Source organism: Chitinophagales bacterium (assembly GCA_019638515.1).
Classification (GTDB): Bacteria; Bacteroidota; Bacteroidia; order Chitinophagales; family LD1; genus UBA7692.
In genome coordinates, this window is sequence record JAHBTS010000003.1 from 321,553 (window position 1) to 342,972 (window position 21,420).

A 21,420-nucleotide genomic window follows, 5' to 3' on the forward strand; every position below is an offset into this window, starting at 1 on the left:
ACCGGAAGACAGTGTGTTTTTGCTATTATCTGTTTATCACTACAAATCTGGCTTCTTTCCTATTGGTTCCATCGCTGTATTCATATACATAGAAGTAAGTTCCATCAGGAAGGTCTTTATTCTCCTTGTTGGTTCCTTTCCAATCGTTTTGGTAGTGGCCTTCACTAAACCAAACTTCGTTGCCCCAACGGTTAAATACGCGCAGTTTTGCTTGTGGGTATTGTGGGTTACAGTTAATATCGAATACATCATTCACACCATCATTATTTGGTGAGAATGCATTCGGGAATGTACAATCAACTGTAGTATCTATTACTGTTACACAAACCGAAGCAGTATCGCAAGCAATAGCGTTTCCAACCACAACACATACGCTGTAAGTAAAGTTATCTAAGCCTGCAAAACCATCGTTTGGTACATAGTTTACAGTATTATCGCCATTTACTGCAACAGATCCATTTAGCGGACGAACAGCAATGGTTACAATAGTATCGTTTGCATACGGTATAGAATCGTTTGCCAATACATTTACTACCACCAATGTGCTATTAGCGGTTACTACCGAATCGCAAGCAATATCGCGCGCTTCAGGAGTTGGTTTCACACCTACATACACTACTACCAATCCGGTGTCGCTCAATGAAGGTGTTCCGTTATCGCACAAGATATAAGTAAAGGTATCTACACCCACAAAGCCTGCATTTGGTGTGTAAGTAACCGTACCATCGTTGTTGTTGGTTACAGTACCATTGCTTGGTTGGGCAAGTGGCGCTGTGCAAATAGCAATACTATCGCCATCGTTATCGTAATCATTGAGTATGATATTGATAACTACAGGTTTTGAAGTATCGGTAGCGGCTACATCTACCACTGCAACAGGTGGGTTTTGGCCGTCAGGAATTGGCAATACTGTGTATATTACTGTAACAGTATCACACAATGTTCCATAAGGGCTATTGTCGCAAACTACTACTTGGAAAGTATCGTTTCCAACATAGCCTGTATTTGGTGTGTACTCAAAACAGTTGGTGGTTCCGCTGAATGTAATTGTTCCATGTACAGCACCGTAAGAGCCTGTTACATGCACCGAATCTCCATCCGGATCGCTCACATTCACACAAGTAGTATTTGGTATGTTTTCGTAAGTTGTATCTACTATAACCGTTGGATTGGTTACCGGAGGATGGTTTACGCAACTATCTACCACAATCACTGCACCTACACTTTGGCACAACTTAGGCGTACCATCATCACAAACTGTATAGAAAATATAATCTGTGCCTAAGAAGTTGGTTGCTGGAACGTATCTGATATACTTGCCATTTGCACGTACTGCAAAACCGCTGCCTGTATAAGAGAATGTATCCAACGCCAATGTTCCACCATCTGGATCGTAATCGTTTGCCAATGGATCTAATGTGGCAACAGTATTCATACATACTTTGAACGTATCCGGAGTTGCCACAGGATAGGTTCCATTGCATGGGAATCCTGTAATTTTAATTACTACTGTTCCTGTATCGCATACTCCACAATCGTTGCAAACTTGATATGTGAAGGTATCGGTTTTGCCAATTGTAGATTGTCCTCCAGGAGTGTACATAATTTGACCGCTACGACTATATCCTAATGTACCTAAAGTAGTGCTATCTATGATGGTAAATGAAGTACCGATAAAGTTGATATCGTTACCCGTAACATCGAAGGTACCATCGCAATTGTAACCAACAGCTATTACATCATCATTAGCAACCGGAGGAGGGCACATAGTTGTATCTACCTGTATAATTACCAATGCTGAGTCGCAGAATGTTTCGCTTCCGCAGCGTGTGCAGGCTAAATACTTCATAGTATCTAATCCGGTAAAGTTGGCATTTGGCGTATAGGTAACTACATTATTCACCAATGCAACTGTTCCATGTTTAGGTCCGGAAATCAATGAAGCATTCAACACATTTGGATTTGGATTATCATCGTTTACCAACACACTAACACTAATTGGTGTGTTTACGAGTGTTAATCCGTAATCGTTAAACGCATTTACCGGACTGCAATTCGGGAATATGGTAATACTGATGTAAGCAGTATCGCTGCCGCAAATTCCTGAACCGCGGTAGATTAGATAATCGTTACCAAAGAAGCCCGGAGCTGGTTGGTAGTACACTTTGTTACCAATTACTTGTACGGTTCCTCCGTGTAGCGAAGTTTGCTCCATCGTTACATTCAACGGCACATTGTAGTTAATATCATTTGCCAATACATCAATTAGAGTATCGGTGTCTTGATACATAAATACCGAGTCGCCAATTACCTGTGGAGGAATACATACAAAAGTAGTAATGGTTACACAAGCTGTATCTACTGCTCCCCATTCATCTTTAATAGAGTAGCAGAAACCATCTGTGCCTACAAAGTTGCTATCTGGAGTATAAGTAACAAGAGGGCGACAAGAGTCTCCATTGATATAAGTATAGCTTAACGATCCAAACAATGGCTGTGCAATAATTTGCTCTAAACAGAAGCTATCGCTTTCTGGATCGTAATCGTTTCCAAATATATCAACAGTTACAGGATTGTTTAATCCGGCAACGGTGTCGTCATCTACAGCTACTACACTATTTGGTATAGTAACTACCACTACTGCAGTATCGCAAAGGCTTGGATTTCCATTGTCGCAAATTGCATAACAGAATGTATCCGGTTGCAGCGCATTAGCAGTAGCACCAGGTGTGTAAGTAATAGTTCCGTTTTGGTTTACGGTAGCAGTTCCACGCAACGGAGCACAAGGCAAGCCTGGTTGAACTGTTACAGTATTTCCATCCGGATCGCTGTCGTTATTCAACACCGGAATAACTACCGGAGTTCCCTTCTCTGTAGTTGAATAATCATTTACAGCTACAGGCGGATTGTTGGTATAGCTTGGGTTATCAATAATACAGATTACTACATCTGCAGTATCGAAACCTCCTTTGCTATCTGTAATTACATACGTAAATGTATCGCAACCTTCGTAACCCGGATTGGGTTGGTAACCAACTACCCCTGTTGTATTGTTCACTCCGTTTATCACACCATGATTTGGTGCATCAATAATTCCAACTACTGTAATTGGATCGTTGTCCGGATCGAAGTCGTTTGCAAACACATTAACATTTACGCTTACATCCTTAGGTGTAGAAGCATAATCGTTATTAGCAACAGGTGGATTATTTACACTTCCTGTATCTACTACCGTTACTATAATAATGCTAGTATCGCAAAGTGGCGTTACCGGATATGCTGCATTGTCGCATACATAGTATGGAATTGTAATTGTACCTGTAAATCCGGCAGGAGGAGTAACCACAATACCGCCATTGGTAGTAACTGTTACGCCAGTGCCTGTTACGCTTGGTGTTCCATAACCGTAGTTTAATGGATCGCCATTTGGATCGTAAGTGGCGGCTGCAACATTCACCGGTATTGGCGTATCCTTCTTCGTACTTACATAAATAGTATCTGCCACTGGAGGTTCATTGCGCGGAGTAACAGTAATAATTACGATATTGCTATCGCATGCACCTTTATCATCACACACTACTGTGCAGAAGGTATCAATACCATGCCAATTAGGTGTTGGGGTGTACTGGAAGCAAGTATCGCTTATTCTTGTTATGGTTCCGTGAATAGCTCCACAAGCATAGGCAGTTACCACTAAGTTATCGGTATCTGCATCAAATACTGCAGGGCAAATTACTATCAACGAGTCTTCAGGAATGCTATCTACAACAATTGGTATGGTTGGAGTATCGTTCACAGAACAGATATTTACAAATACCATTGCTGTATCGCAATCTTTCGCACATTCAACGTTACAAACTGCATATATAAACGAATCTACACCGTTGAAGTTTGGTTGAGGCGCATATCTCACAAAGCCATTATTGTTTACTACAGTAACACTTCCATTAGAAGGTTGAGCAACAATAGACACCACCATTTGGTCGCCCTCCAAATCGGTATCGTTATCGGTTAGCATAGCAAACACCTCTTGGTCTTCACAAGTTTCCATTGTATCTACCATTGCAACCGGAGGCTGGTTTACATGTATAAATACCGTATCTGTGGCGGTACAAGCATTTGGTGTGTTTATAGCTACTGCTACATAACCATGATCCATTCTGCTTGGAGTAACAGTAATTGGAGTTAATCCTGAAATTAAGAATGTGCCATTTACATCATACCACTGTATATTGAATACATCTGGTGAATAAGTAGCACTTAACGCCACTGTGTTACCACGGCAAATAGAATCTTTATCGGCAGTTATAGAAACGGTTGGAGCCTGCTTAACTTTTATAGTAGAAACAGCACTATTTGAACATCCGTTTTGGTCCGTATAAACATAAGTAATTATGTTATTTCCTATTGTTGCATTTGCCGGAGTAAATACGCCCGTAATAGAATCTACCCCTGCTCCGTAGAATTTACCACCCACAGGCGAAGCAACCAATGTAACAGCATTTGCATTGTTGCAATACTCAGTATTATCATTAGATAAAGAAACTATTGGCAATGGTGTAATTACAATTGGCTTAGTAATGCTATTGGTACAACCAAGGCTATCTGAATAAGTGTAGGTAATACTGAAGGTTCCAGAGCCGGTTAAAACAGTAGAGAACGAATTGCCTACCACACCTGCACCACTAAACACACCACCTGTAGGAGTTCCTACAAGCGGAATAGTTTGTGTGCTCACACAGTAAGAAGAATTCAACACAAAATCTACTACTGGTTTAGGATGAACCACTACGGTTACGGTTCCACTTCCTGAACAGCCGTTAGCATCTGTAACAATTACTGTGTAAGTAGTTGTTTGTAAAGGCGAAGCTAATGGATTTGCAGATGTAGTTGAAGACAAGTTTGCCCCTACCCATTGGTAAGTATATGGATATACCCCACCTTGTGCAGTTGGCATACCACCCAAAAGAACACTTCCGTTTGTTCCTGCACAGTAGCTACCTCCATTGCCAGCATCAACCTGTAATGTACTTTGCGATACATTTACACGTACTATATCTGTAGCAGTGCAACCAAACTGGTCGGTTACGGTAAGTACAAAATCGGTAGAAGCACCTAAGTTTTTCACAACCGGATTAGCAACTGAGTCGCCAGATGGAAGCCAACTGTAAGTGTATGGCGGATTACCGTTTGAAGCAGCAGGTGAGCCACCCAATACTACACTATCGGCACTACATGCCACTAAATTCTTATCAGTTCCTGCATCAGCCACTGGGTTAGAACGTACCGTAACTGTTACAAATGAAGTTGAAGAACAACCTAATGCATCTGTTACTGTTAATCCATACACTGTGCTGGCTATAGGTGTAACTACCGGATTTGGCACATTGCCTAACACCGGAGACCATGAGTAAGTATATGGAGCTACACCACTTGTAGCTGTTGGATTAGCACCTAAACGAACAGCAAAACCATTACAAACTGATGTATCTAGACCTGCATCTGCAAATGGTTTTTGCGAAACCGTAATAGTTACTGAATCTACAGCGATACAACCATTAGCATCAGTTACAGTTACATAGTAAACAGTTGTTGCCAATGGCTTAGCTATTGGATTAGCATCGGCAGCCGAAGAAAGACCAATTGCCGGTTGCCAATTGTAGCTATAAACAGGTGTTCCACCAGCAGCAGTTGGAGTACCGCCCAAGCGAATGCCTGCAGTATCGCCCGTACAAATGCTAGTAGCATTTCCGGCTTCGGCAACTAAACTAGAAGGTGTAACTGCTACCAATACATTATCTGTAGCTGTACAACCTTTTACATCGGTAACCAACAAGGTATAAGTTTGTGTAGTGCTAATTCCACTTACGGTTGGGTTGCCAATAGTGCTATCACTTAAGCCCGCAGTTGGCTGCCAAACATAAGTGTAGCTTCCGCTTCCTCCACTCGCAGCAGGCGAACCGCCAATAACCACCGAAGCTCCGGCACAATTCACAATAGATTTGTCTTGTCCTGCATCAGCTATTGGCTTAGCATTAACATTCACCACTTGAGCACCGGTACCGGTACAACCTCTAGCATCGGTAACTGTAAGTGTGTAAGTAGTGGTAGTAGTAGGGAATACACTTGGATTTGCAGAAGCTGCATTCACCATAGATATAGTTGGCTGCCATGTATAAACATAAGGAGCCGTTCCTCCACTTACTGTTGTTGTATTTCCTAAACGAACTGTATCGCCAGCACAAACTGATGTATCTGCACCCATAGCTACACTAATTGGAGCATTTACATTCACGCGTACAGAATCTGTTGCTGTACAACCTTTGGCATCGGTAATCAACACATTGTATGTTGTACTTTGCGATGGACTTGCCATTGGGTTTGCCACCGTAGTATTGCTTAGTCCCGCAGCAGGCAACCAAGCATACACATAAGGCGACACGCCTCCAACTGCAGTTGGATTTCCACCTATCAATATCGAATTAGCTGTGCCATAACAGATGGTGGTATCAGTACCTGCATTGGCTTGTAAGGTGCTTGGCACTACTTGTACTGTTACGGTTGAAATTGCTGTGCAGCCCAATCCATCGGTTACAGTTACTGTAAAGATGGTAGATTGAGTTAAATTCTTCACCACCGGATTAGCAACTGATGCACTGCTTAAGAAAGAAGCATTAGACCATGCATAAGTATATGCACCGCTTCCACCGCTAGCAGTTGGAGAACCTCCAATTGTTACTGAATCTTTAGGGCAAGGATTTATTGCCTTGTTAGAACCTGCATTGGCTACCAATTGTGGAGCAATGCTCACCAATACAGAAGCCGTACCTTTACAACTATTGGCATCGGTAACTGTAAGTGTGTAGGTAGTTGTTTGTACCGGACATGCAACCGGATTAGCACCATTGATAGGTACAATAGAAGTAGTTGGCGACCAAGCATAACTAAATGGAGCACGTCCACCTGTTGCTGTTGGTGTACCACCTAACTGAACACATCCATTGTAACACAATGTAGTGTCTTTTCCTGCATGCACTACCGGATTTTCAAATACAGTTATTCTTACTGTATCTATAGCTTGGCAACCTTTTGCATCGGTAATAACCAATGTATAAGTAGTAGTAGTATCTGGTGAGGCAACCGGATTGCTGATATTATTAAGGTTTAGACCTGTGGTAGGAATCCAAGTATAAGTGATTGGCGACACACCACCCGATGCGGTTGGCTGCCCACCTAAGGTAACTTGAGTACCTGTACCTTTACAATATGCTGCATTATTACCAGCTTCAGCTACCAAACCACTTGATACGGTATTAACTACCACTTGATCGGTTGCGGTACAACCAAACGAGTCTGTTACATTCAATGTATAAGTAGTAGTGCTACCTATGTTTTTCACATAAGGATTTGAAATACTGCTATCGCTTAATCCTGCTGAAGGAGTCCACAAATAGCTGTAAGGAGCTGCTCCTCCACTTGCAGCCGGAGAGCCACCTATTTGCACACTATCTGAAGAACATACTACCAACGATTTATCGGCACCTGCATCTGCTACCGGATTTTGGCGAACATTTATTGTTACGCTCGAAGTGCTTGTACATCCTTGTGCATTGGTTACTGTTACGGTATAAGTAATAGTAGAAAGCGGTGTTGCTACCGGTCCTGATGATGCCGTAGAAGACAAGTACATACTAGGCGACCAAGCATAAGTAAAGCCAAAGTTACGAGAACCTAATGCTACCGGTTGTCCGGCACATACGGCTGTATCTCTGCCTGCAAATGCAAATGGCAATGGATTTACGGTAACCACTACAGAATCTACACTGCTGCAACCTTTAGCATCGGTAACTGTTACATAATACGTAGTTGTAGAATCTGGAAGTGCTAAAGGATTAGCAATAGTGCTGCTGCCTACAATTCCTGTGGTTGGCAACCAAGTGTAAGTGTAAACCGGAGCACCTCCGCTCGCAGTTGGTACACCGCCTAAAGTAACCGGAGACACGCTTCCTCTGCAGTATTGTTTTGCAGTACCTGCATCGGCTGTTAATGTACTTGGAACTACATTCACCAATACCAAATCGGTAGATGTACATCCATTGGCATCTGTTACTAGTAATTCATACAAAGAAGTGGCTGCAATACCTTTTACAAAAGGTCTTCCTACCGAAGTATCTGAAAGTCCTACGGTTGGCTTCCACAAATAAGTGTAGTTACCAGAACCACCGCTTGCCGGAGGAGTACCTCCTAACTGAACGCTATCGGCATAGCAATTTACTAAGGTTACATCTGCACCAGCATGTGCTACCGGATTCTGATTTACAGTAATAGTAACTGTAGCTGTTCCGGTGCAACCATTAGAATCGCGAACCATAACGGTATAGTTAGTAGTAGTTGCCGGAGTAGCTATTGGATTAGCCACATTATTCTGACTCAAACTGATAGACGGTGTCCACATATAACTATATGGAGTTTTGCCGCCCGCAGCAGTTGGATTTCCTCCAATTACCACAGGGAAACCATTACAGATAGCGGTATCGCGCCCAGCATTTACTGTAATAGAACCGTTGATAGTAATGGTAACCGAATCTACTGAAGAGCAACCCTTAGCATCGGTTACTGTTAAGTAGTAAGTGGTAGTTGCTACAGGAGCAGCAATTGGATTAGGAGCAGTAGAATCGCTCAATCCCACAGCCGGAGACCATTTGTAAGTATAAAGTGGCGTACCACCCGAAGCAGTTGGTAATCCCCCTAACTGAATGCTGCCACCACTGCCGGCACAAATATTGCCACCGTTACCTGCTCTTGCTGTTAGGTTATTAGGTAATGAACGTATCAATACATTATCGGTTCCGGTGCAACCATTAGAATCGGTTACTACCAAAACATATGTTGTATTAGCAGTTATTCCTTTCACCCATGGGTTTAAAATTGTATCTGAAGACAATCCTGTGCTTGGTGTCCATTTATATGTAAATGGAGGGACACCCGTAGCAAAAGATTGAATACCGCCTATTTGTACACTATCTCCTCCACACTGGTAAACATCTTGGCTGGTTCCTGCATCTGCTGCCGGGCCTTCATTTACAGTTATTTGCTTACCTGCAATTACACTACAACCATTGGCATCGGTAACCGTTACTTGGTAGAAAGTAGTGATATTCGGTGTAGCAATAGGATTAGGAACAGTAAAGCCACTCAAACCTGTTGGTGGTGTCCAAGAATAAGTGTAACCAGGTTTACCACCTGCAACAGTTGTATTCAACTGCACACTAAATCCTTTACAAATTGAAGTATCGTTACCAATACTTGCTGTAGGAGCACTATATACCGTAATTGTAACACTATCTGTGGCCGTACAGCCATTAGCATCGGTTACTGTTACGTTATAGGTAGTAGTTCCTGTTGGCTGAGCCAATGGGTTTGCAGAAGTTGGATTAAACAGTCCTGTAGTTGGCAACCAAGTATAGCTGTATCCCGGCTGACCACCAACGGCAGTTGGCAAGCCACCTAACTGTACAAAGCCACCGGGCCCAAAGCAATACGCGCCTCCGTTTCCTGCTTCAGCAGCCAAATTATTTGGCGTTACTGTAATTACTGCATTGTCGGTAGCAGTACATCCATAAGCATCTGTAACTGTAACTGTAAACACAGTTGTACTCACTAAGCCTGAAGCTATAGGATTAGCAACTGTACTATCATTCAAATTAGCAGCCGGATTCCATTGGTAAGTAAATGGAGCTGTACCAAATGCTGTAGGTCTTCCACCCAATGATACGGTAACTCCTGAACAACCTACCACTGTTTTGTCTGCGCCTGCATCTGCCGCAACAGGAGGGAATACCGTTACTGTTTTTTGAACCGGTGTACCTGCACAACTTCCATTAAATGAATTAACAGTATATGTAACATTCAGAGGAGCATTGGTACCATTCAGAGGTGTATTCATAACCGGAACAAAACTTCCTGATTGACCTAATGAATTATTCCAACTATAAGTAGTTCCAGCAACATTTGATACTGCATTGATAACTACTTGTTCGCCATTACATACTGAATCATCTACCGCAGTAAGTGTAACCACAGGAAGTGGTTTCACTACCACATTTACAACAGCAGGAGTTCCTGAACAACCATTCAATTGAGGTGTAATGGTGTATGTAACTGTAGAATCAATTACGCCTCTATTCGAAAGGGTGTCTATAATAAAGAGTCCTGAACCACTCTTTCCGGTATTGCTAACCCAGTTGAAAGTTGCACCGGAATAGTTAGAAGCCATTACAATGACTACCGCTTCACCATCGCATACTAAATTAGCAGATGGGTTTACAAATACAGTTGGGCGAGGTTTTACTGTAACAGGAACTGTAACTGTATTGCCTTCGCATCCGCCTGCGGCAGAAACTGAAGTAAATGTATATGTAACTACTATATCGTTCAATCCAACATTTGATAATGTAGTAGCTACATCACCCGTACCACTAGTTCCATTGGTTGCTGTCCATGAAATAATAGCAGCAGTTGAAGAAGACATTGCAATATTCACACTATCGCCACTGCAAATTACCAATGAACTTGGTGAAGCACTAATAACAGGTGTAGGTCGTACGAACACAATACCTCTTCCGGTATCGCATTTACTTGGTACACCATTATCACAAATTCTATAGTAGAAAGTATCTGAACCAGTAGTAAACCCTGCAGATGGAATGTATTTATACACGCCATTGCTAACTAAGTTCAATACCCCTTTAGTTGGAGGCGTAATAATTCCATTAAATGAAATAGCATCTCCATTTGGATCGCTGTCATTCAACAACAAATCCATTACAACTGTTTCTGCTGAGCAAATAAATGCCAAGTCATCTACAGCCACCGGAGGATTATTTGGATCTGGATTTGGTGTACCCACAATATTCACCACTACCATTGCATTATCGCACAATGGACGTGGCAGGGTTGTGCCATACGGATCGCAAATTTGGTAGTAGAAAGTATCTGACCCCACAAAGTTGTTGTTTGGATTATAGGTAACTGTACCGTCTCCATTTACAACTACAGTGCCATTGCTTGGTGTTGAGTAGATTGTAACCACTAGCTGGTCGCCATCTGGATCAAAATCATTTGCCAAAACATTTACCACTACTGGCTTATTCTTAATGGTAGATTCATAATCATTATTCGCAACCGGAGGATGGTTCACTAATGTATCTCCCGTTGGTAATACATGTACAATAATTACTGAAGTATCGCAAAGCGGTGTTACCGGATACAATGCATTATCACACACATAGTATGGAACCGTAATTACTCCTGTATAATTAGTTGGAGGGAATACAATTATAGCCCCATTACCTGTTGGCTGAACTGTAGTTCCAGGAACTGAAGGAGTTCCATAGCTAAATGAAAGCGGATCTGACTCAGGATCAAATGTTGCCAAACTCACATTCACCGGAACAGGCGTATTCTCCATAGTGTACACAACTACGGTATCTGCAGTTGGTGGATCATTCTTAGGTACTATGGTTATATACGCTGTGGCTGTATCGCACAAACTTGGTGTGCCATTATCGCATACGCGGTACACAAACGAATCTACTCCATAGAAGTTTGCATCCGGCACATACGTAAAGGTACCATTGCTATTCAAACTTACTGTTCCATGACTTACTGTTTGCAGCGGTGTAGTGGTTACTGTTAATGGATCTCCGTTAGGATCGCTATCGTTTAACTTCACATTTCCGTTTACTGCTACGCCTTCATCTGTGGTATAATAATCATTCGCTGCAAATGGTGGATCGTTTACATTCAACGGTTCATCCGTTACATCTATTATTACTAAAGCTGTATCGCACAAACTTGGTACTCCGTCATCGCACACGCGATATACAAAGGTGTCTATGCCTACAAAACCATTGTTTGGTATGTAGTTTACTGTTCCATCTGGATTTTGTGTTGCTGTTCCATTATTTGGTTGGCTTACCAAACTTACTGTTAAGCTATCGTTGTTTGGATCGCCATCGTTTGCCAATACATTGATGTTCGTTGCTGGTACATTTACTTTTGTACTTGCTCTATCATTGTTTGCATACGGTGGATCGTTTACCGTGTCTTTCGGCAATATGTGTATGGTTACTGTGGCTGTATCGCACAATGGGGTTACAGGATAGTTCGCTATATCACATGCTTGATATGGGAAACTCAGCGTTTGTGGCGCTGTTCCTGCACTCGTATGTACATCAAACGTACCGTTGCCCGTAACTACAAAGGTTACTCCTGGTATGCTTGGGAAGCCCGATGGGTAACTAATCGTTACTGGGTCGCCTTCCGGATCGCTTACCAACGAACCTACATTCACTCCCACACTCTCGCCTTCTTCTACACTTAATTCTATATCCTCTGCTACAGGTGGATCATTCTTTGGTACTATGGTTATATACGCTGTCGCTGTATCGCACAAACTTGGTGTGCCATTATCGCATACGCGGTACACAAACGAATCTACTCCGTAGAAGTTTGCATCCGGTACATACGTAAAGGTACCATTGCTATTCAAACTTACTGTTCCATGACTTACTGTTTGTAGCGGTGTAGTGGTTACTGTTAATGGATCTCCGTTGGGATCGCTATCGTTTAACTTCACATTTCCGTTTACTGCTACGCCTTCATCTGTGGTATAGTAATCGTTTGCTGCAAATGGTGGATCGTTTACATTCAACGGTTCATCCGTTACATCTATTATTACTAAGGCGTCTGCGCAAAGATTAGGCGTGCCATTATCACAAATTCTGTAACGCAATGTATCGGTTCCTACAAAGCCATTGTTTGGTATATAATTTATAGTACCATCTACATTGATATATGCTGTTCCGTGTTTCGGATTTACAACTATTGATGTTACGGTAATAGGATCGTTGTTTGGATCGCCATCGTTTGCCAATACACTAATGTTCGTTGCTGGTACATTTACTTTTGTACTTGCTCTATCATTGTTTGCATACGGTGGATCGTTCACCGTGTCTTTCGGCAATATGTGTATGGTTACTGTAGCTGTATCGCACAATGGGGTTACAGGATAGTTCGCTATATCACATGCTTGATATGGGAAACTCAGCGTTTGTGGCGCTGTTCCTGCACTCGTATGTACATCAAACGTACCGTTGCCCGTAACTACAAAGGTTACTCCTGGTATGCTTGGGAAGCCCGATGGGTAACTAATCGTTACTGGGTCGCCTTCCGGATCGCTTACCAACGAACCTACATTCACTCCCACACTCTCGCCTTCTTCTACACTTAATTCTATATCCTCTGCTACAGGTGGATCATTCTTTGGTACTATGGTTATATACGCTGTCGCTGTATCGCACAAACTTGGTGTGCCATTATCGCATACGCGGTACACAAACGAATCTACTCCGTAGAAGTTTGCATCCGGTACATACGTAAAGGTACCATTGCTATTCAAACTTACTGTTCCATGACTTACTGTTTGTAGCGGTGTAGTGGTTACTGTTAATGGATCTCCGTTGGGATCGCTATCGTTTAACTTCACATTTCCGTTTACTGCTACGCCTTCATCTGTGGTATAGTAATCGTTTGCTGCAAATGGTGGATCGTTTACATTCAACGGTTCATCCGTTACATCTATTATTACTAAGGCGTCTGCGCAAAGATTAGGCGTGCCATTATCACAAATTCTGTAACGCAATGTATCGGTTCCTACAAAGCCATTGTTTGGTATATAATTTATAGTACCATCTACATTGATATATGCTGTTCCGTGTTTCGGATTTACAACTATTGATGTTACGGTAATAGGATCGTTGTTTGGATCGCCATCGTTTGCCAATACACTAATGTTCGTTGCTGGTACATTTACTTTTGTACTTGCTCTATCATTGTTTGCATACGGTGGATCGTTCACCGTGTCTTTCGGCAATATGTGTATGGTTACTGTAGCTGTATCGCACAATGGGGTTACAGGATAGTTCGCTATATCACATGCTTGATATGGGAAACTCAGCGTTTGTGGCGCTGTTCCTGCACTCGTATGTACATCAAACGTACCGTTGCCCGTAACTACAAAGGTTACTCCTGGTATGCTTGGGAAGCCCGATGGGTAACTAATCGTTACTGGGTCGCCTTCCGGATCGCTTACCAACGAACCTACATTCACTCCCACACTCTCGCCTTCTTCTACACTTAATTCTATATCCTCTGCTACAGGTGGATCGTTCTTAGGTACTATGGTTATATACGCTGTCGCTGTATCGCACAGAACCGGAGCTGGCACACCTTTATCGCAAGCAACATATTTAAAGCTATCTACTCCATGATAGTTGGTTGATGGTGTATAAACAAAAGTACCATTTGTATTTACTGTAACTGTTCCATGAACCGGAGGCGTTAGTGGTGTTATTGTAAGTGTGTCTCCTAAATCAGGATCAGTGTCGTTATTTCTAACATTTCCGGTAAGCGGAACATCTTCAGGAGTAGTATAATTATCATCGTTGGCAACCGGAGGATCATTTACCGGTGTTACTGTAATTGTAATTTTAGAGGAATCACATAAGAATGGGCTTCCATTGTCGCAAACAATTACGCAAATAGAATCTACGCCATTGTAATTGGTATTAGGTGTATAAGTTAAACAAAGTGTACGCGGAATCAATGGATTATTAACTACCGGGCTGGTGATAACTCCATTCACCGGATTACCACAAATGATTGCAGTATGTGTTTGTGTTGAAATTTCTGGATCTGTAATTGGAAGACAAACCGTAATAGGACACTCTTCGCAAGTAGTAACATTCGTATCAGGAATTTCAGGCTTGTCGTTTATTGGAAGTACATTGATTACAACCAAAGCTGTATCACACAATACAGGTGCCGGCTGTCCTTTATCGCAGGCAACATATCTAAAGCTATCTACTCCTGTATAATTCGGATTAGGCACATATATTATTGAACCATTATTGGATACAGTTACCGTACCATGTTGGGTAGGCGTAAGCTGTGTAATAGTTAACGTATCTGATGGATCCGGATCTGAATCATTCAACCTGATATTTGCTGTTAATGTATCATCTTCATTGATAGTATATGAATCGTTTACAGCAAGTGGCGGATGATTAACAGGAGTAACCACAATTGTAATCTTTGCTGTATCACATAGTATTGGGCTACCATTATCGCATATAATTAAACAGATAGAATCTGTACTTCTAAAATTAGTATTTGGCTGATAAGTTAAACATACTGTTCTTGGCAGTAACGGATTGTTCACTGTTGGGCCAGTAGTGATAATTCCGTTTGCGGGGTTGCCACAAATATTAACTGAATAGGTTTCAATCGCAACATCTCTATCGGTAATAGGCAAGCAAACTGTAACCGGAGTATCTTGTGGAGTTGTTACAGTTGTATCAGGTACATGTGGTGGTTTATTGGTATGTAATACCGAAATTCTTACAACAGCGGTATCGCAATAAACCGGAGCAGGAATACCTTTATCGCAAACGCTATAAGTAAAGCTATCTACTCCATAGAATAATGTATCGGGTTGGTAGGTGAATACACCATTGCTGTTTACGGTTACTGTTCCATGAGCAGGAGTTGTAAGCTGTGTAACAGTTAATGTATCGCCATAAACTGCATCAATATCACTATCGTTATTTCTTATATTTCCACTTACCGGAGTGCTTTCCGGTGTAGTATAATTATCATCAACAGCAACCGGAGGATGATTTACAGGAGTAATATTGATTTTAATTTTTGCCGTATCGCATAGTATTGGGCTGCCATTATCGCATATAATTAAGCAAATGCTATCTGTACCTCTATAGTTTGTATTGGGCTTATAGTTCAAACAAACTAAACGAGGAACTAACGGATTATTCACGATTGGGCCTACTGCAATTACACCATTTACCGGATTGCCACAAACATTAACGCTGTAACTTTCTATAGCAACATCGCGATCTGTAATTGGCAAACAAACTGTAATTGGCACGTCTTCAGGAGTGGTTACGGTAGTATCCGGCACATGAGGCGGCTGGTTTACAGGCGTTATATTGATGAACACATAAGCTGTATCGCATAACACAGGTGAGCCGTTGTTACAAACCTGATATTGGAAGGTATCTCTTCCCACAAATTGTGTATTTGGAGTGTAGGTAAAAGTTCCATTGCTATTTAACACCAACACACCATTACTTACATTGCTTACCGGAGTTGTATTTACGGTAAGTGGCAAGTTGAGAGGATCATTATCGTTTACCAATACAGTGGTGCCATTCAATACTTGATCTTGCGGCCCTGAGAAAGAATCGTTTCTTGCTATAGGAGGCAATGCCACGCAACGGTAATCAAATACTGCTACTGCTGTATCGCAAAGCGAAGGCACACCCGAATTACAAATTCTATAGGCAATACTATCAATACCATTAAAATTAACCGGAGGCTGGTAACGAAATGCTCCATTTGAATTGAGAGGACTAACCGTACCGCTAAATGGCCCAAAAATTAAAGGTGTAGTTAAACTTATTGGGTAAATAGTGGTATTTATATCATTGGTTAAAAGATTACCAAGAATAGCAGTATCTAAACATGAAACATAAATATCATCTACTGCTATTGGCGCACATCCTTGCACCACAACATTAACTGAAGCAGGATTGCTATTGCAATTATTTATTGAAACAACTACCGAATAGGTACCACTCATAGAAATCTGAGCCAACGCTCTTTCTATATTCTGAGTTGTAGCAGTAAAGCCGCCCGGACCTGTCCATGAATAAGTTACTCCCGGTATTAAAGTAGCAGATATTTTCAATGTATCGCCATAACATACCGGACTGTTACTACCTACAATAGGAGGAACAGGTTTTAGTGGATCGTCTAATCTAACATCGGCAGGAGAAGAAAGTGAACTACAACCTGTTGATGTAACAGTAACTACAAAACCACCATAGTTGCCGGCTATCAATCCTGTAATGGTTACCTCTCCACTACCATTGGCAGTTAAAGTTACAGGAGTTTGAGGAACTCCAAGTCTATGGTAGTTTACAGTGTATTGTACACCTGGTACTAAACCGCTTAATGTAATTGTTCCCTGAGAACCACCACAAGTAGTAGGATGTGTTCCTGTAGCAGTAGTAAGTACCGGACGTTTATTCACTACTACATTTACCGTAGCAGGAAGTGAAGGACAATTTGCAACCGTTGCTACCACAGTATATGTTCCTATGAAGGAAGAATCGGCATTTACCCTTACTGGATTCTGTAAACTTGAACTGAACGATGCCGGACCACTCCAACTGTACGTTGCTCCGCTTATCGTGCTTGCCGTTAATTTTATGGTGTCTCCGCTACATACTGGACTGTTGCTGCTCGCTGTTGGGGCTGATGGACTGCTTGGGTCGCTCAACACTACATTGGCTGGGCTGCCTGTAGAACTACAACCTGTGCTGCTTACCGTTACTACAAAGTTTCCATATGTGCCTGCATTCAAGCCGCTTATCGTTACCTGACCGCTGCCGTTCGCTGTTAAGGTTACCGGGCTTTGGCTTACTCCGTTGCGTTGATAGTTTACTATATATTGTACTCCGCTCGTTAAGCCGCTCAATGTTATGCTGCCTTGGCTGCCTCCGCAAGTACTTGGGTTGCTGCCTACCGCACTGCTGATGACAGGTTTTGTATCAACAGTTAAGTAAACAGAATCTGGAGCAGAAACACATCCATTTAAAGTTCTGCGCACTACATAATAACCAGCCATATTAACATTGGTAATTACTCTGGTAGGATTTTGAACTGTAGCTGTAAAACCTGCCGGACCTGTCCAAGTATATGTAGCTCCGCTAAGCGAAGATGTGTTAAACTGAACAGTGTTTCCAATACAAATGGGATTAGGGGTAGCCGTTGTGCTTGTTGGTGTTGGCGTTGAATTTATAGTAACAAATACCGAAGCTGCCGGGGATTTGCAACCGGATACTGTTTGAGTTACACTATAACTTCCACCTGCTGCAGTAGTAACATTGGCAATAGATGGATTTTGCAATGAACTTGAGAAGCCATTAGGGCCTGTCCAAGCATAAGTAGCGCTTCCTGAACCCGAGGCTGTTAAGTTCAATGTAGTACCTGCACACAACGGGCTGTTGCTGCCAGCTGTTGGTGCCGAAGGAATGGCATTAATTACAACTGTTACACTACCTGCATAAGATTTACATCCACTTCCGGTTGCTGTAGCAGTAACTGTATAAGTTCCGGCTGCTGCTGCAGTAACATTTGTAATTATTGGATTTTGCAATGCACTCGAAAAACCGTTTGGTCCCGACCATGCATACGTAACGCCCGGAGTAGCCGAGTTAGCAAACAGTCTTAGCGTATCGCCTACACAGCGTGGCCCGTTACTGGTTGTAACCGGAGTAGCTACCGAAGGCGTAACTACAATATTTACCACTGCCAAAGTATCGCTTGCTCTGTTACATGCATCTCCGTTAATAATTCTTCTATACATAGTAACTCCATTCACATTAATGGCAGGAGGTGTATAGTTTTGGCCTGTTGCGCCCGGAATATCTTGCCATGTAGCAGCACTGTCTATACTCTTCTGCCACTGATAAGATGTAATTACGGGCAAGCCACTTGGATACGCACCAGATGTACCGTTAGTTTGGTTACTTCCATTTCTTTGAATACCTGCAATTAAAAACGAAGGTACTCCTGCTGTGATAGTAGAAGGTGCATTACCGCAAGTAATGGTTTGGTTTCCTCCGCCTGTAATTGTATTGCCCACTAAATCCGGTGGGTTTGCCATGCTCACCAATACCGGTTCACCAATGGAACCTCCGGATGTCTTTGTATTGGTAAGTGTTCCCTGCGATAGAGGAAAATTAGTTGAGTATGTAGTAATAGGGAGGTATATTCTACAATTGCTGAATTTAATACCACGCTGACCAATTGGGTCGGTTTCATTATTAGTACCTCCAATATATGTACTGTACAACAACGATGAGCCATCGCCTTTTAGTTTAAAGAATATTGCATCCTGATTAGAGCCATCGTAGCTATTGGTCTGCAATGGCTTATCTACAGTCGGAATATTTTTACTGTACGAATAACCCAATACATACACATCATCATTTTGGTCTAAATTCAAGCCCATCATGTTTACTTCGGTGCTATTGCCACCAAAATATGTACCCCAAGTTGTGGCATTACCCGCAATTGGTAATGATGCTACAAAGAAATCTGTATTTCCTTGGTACGCTGTTTGATACGCACCTGCCGTAATATTTACATTTGCTAAACCATTGGAAGTTCCACCAATAATGAATTGAGATTTAGTACGGTTAGTTTCCATACATAAAATGGAAGAAGATGTACCTGAGGCCGAGTAAAAATATCTTGACCAAAGTGCAGCGCCATTGGAAGCATTTAAGCGCATTAACCAACCATCTTGTGAACCGGTAAGACTAGTTTGCCCTGAAGGATTATTATATGAAATACCTCCGGTTCCTCGAGTTAAACCTCCCACAATAACATTGTTGGCATTGTCTATTACGCAGATATTAAACCTATCGGTATTACCACCCGAAGATGAATACTGCTTGGTCCATACTAATGTTTCTAAATTGCTGGTTATTCTTAATGCATAACCATTATCGTGCCCGGTATTAGTTACATTGGTTCCATTTGGTTGTGTTGCCTGAGGAATATCGCCACTACCTCCGGACGATTGTTGATTGGTTCTACCTACAACTACTAAATCAAAGTTATTTCCGGTAGTTGGCAATACTCTTACATCAAAAAACTGTAAATTCCAATCACCACTGGTAGCCCCAATAGTTCTTACCGCAGCCCCTGTACCATTTGGGTGTACTTTAGCAATAAATGAAGTATTGCTTCCGCTTCGCTGAGTCCAACTTCCGGCAGAGAAACCTGTGCCATAGGTTTTAGCTAAACTGCCGCCTTGCGGTCCAACAATATAAATATAGCCATCTAAACCTAAGGTTAAGGCATAAGGGTTATCGGTACCAGATGCACCTAAATATGTTTGCCAAACGCGAGAGCCTGCGCCTCCCGGTGTTAATGGTTCTGTATATTTTGAAATAAACAAATCTGTACCGGAGTTTGAAGTTTGGAAAGCTCCAACCGTTACCAATCCACCATTATATCTTCCTGTGGTATAAATATTGCCTTGTGCATCTACATCAATAGCGTGAAAGTGGGCATCGCTCGAAGAGCCACCGCTTATATAAGTTGCCCAACGCAAAACAATTGGGTCTATCACCAATGTTTGGGTATTATCGTAATTGGGTACTATAAACGCAATTTCATTTTTTCCTGCCAACTGGTATTTTACATCAATCGGAGTGCGCTTACCTTCGGCATTCATTAAGAAACTTATAGGTGCAGGAATAGAAATTTCGCCTACGGTGGTATTAAAAAGCAATTCGCCATTATCGCCTATACGTAATTGTTCTATACCTTCAATTTGCAACTTTACTTTAGCTGCATTACCTCCGGGTCTTACAATAACATCATTTTCAAAATCGCCTTCGGCAGAAGTGTAATAGCGAACATCAATATTAGGATAAACATTTTTGTAAAGAAGTTCGTTAAAGTTGCGCACATTGGTTGCGCTACTTTTTCCATCGCCAACTAAATAATTGTAGTAATCGGGTTGTAAACCTTTTGCATCAATTGATGCTTGCGATGCGAGTGAACCTCCCAAGAAATTAAACCTCCAACCGTGTCCGCGCACGAATTTTTCGGCACCCAATTCTTCTTTAGTTATTTTTCCTGCTTTATATGCCTCTTCTTTTTCTAACCACTCGGCATTTTCTTCAATACTTTTAATATCGTATTTACCTACAAGCATACCTTGTGGTGTTGCCAGCATTTGCGCTCCGGGCACATCTGCACGGTAAAGCACATGCTCCGGCCACTGCCCTTTGTTTTCAATAAACTTAATATGGTTTGCAGCTTCGCGATAGGAGCGCTCTACCATTTCTTTTTTATCGGCACTTACATTTCCGCCTGCTGCCAACATTTGAACTGCCGAAAACAGGAACACCGAAAGCAGCACTTTGGCTGCAACATTTGTTACCTTCATATTGATATGATGTAAATTTCTTAATCCCATAAACTAAAAACTAAAGATTTTAGTGATATAAAACCCACCCAATAAATGCAAAACTGAAACCTGATTGTTTTTCAGATACATTGAGTCACACATAGTAATGGTATGCCAAAAACTGTATGTATAATAGTTCTTCAAAGATTGGATGGTTTTAAAAATTGACTATCTGTATGTTATATAAAATCAATTTAACGATTTAACTATAAAACATACCTTTAGTCAATTTGGGGCAAATATAATGGCTAATTTGAGGCTTCCCAATCTTTTTTTTAAAAATAGAT

1 protein-coding gene is annotated in these 21,420 nt (G+C 41.8%); it reads right to left on the reverse strand.

Going from position 1 to position 21,420, the window contains the following annotated elements; translation table 11 throughout:
• Positions 1–25: 25 nt before the first annotated feature.
• The gene (locus KF872_07950) at positions 26–21,112 is read right to left on the reverse strand and encodes a tandem-95 repeat protein (GenBank protein MBX2903476.1); all 21,087 of its coding nucleotides are present in this window, start codon (positions 21,110–21,112) and stop codon (positions 26–28) included.
• Positions 21,113–21,420 lie beyond the last annotated feature (308 nt).

Bases quoted from the DNA above. Each gene is read 5' to 3' on its own strand.
- KF872_07950 (MBX2903476.1), bottom strand. From the start codon at position 21,112: ATGAAGGTAACAAATGTTGCAGCCAAAGTGCTGCTTTCGGTGTTCCTG.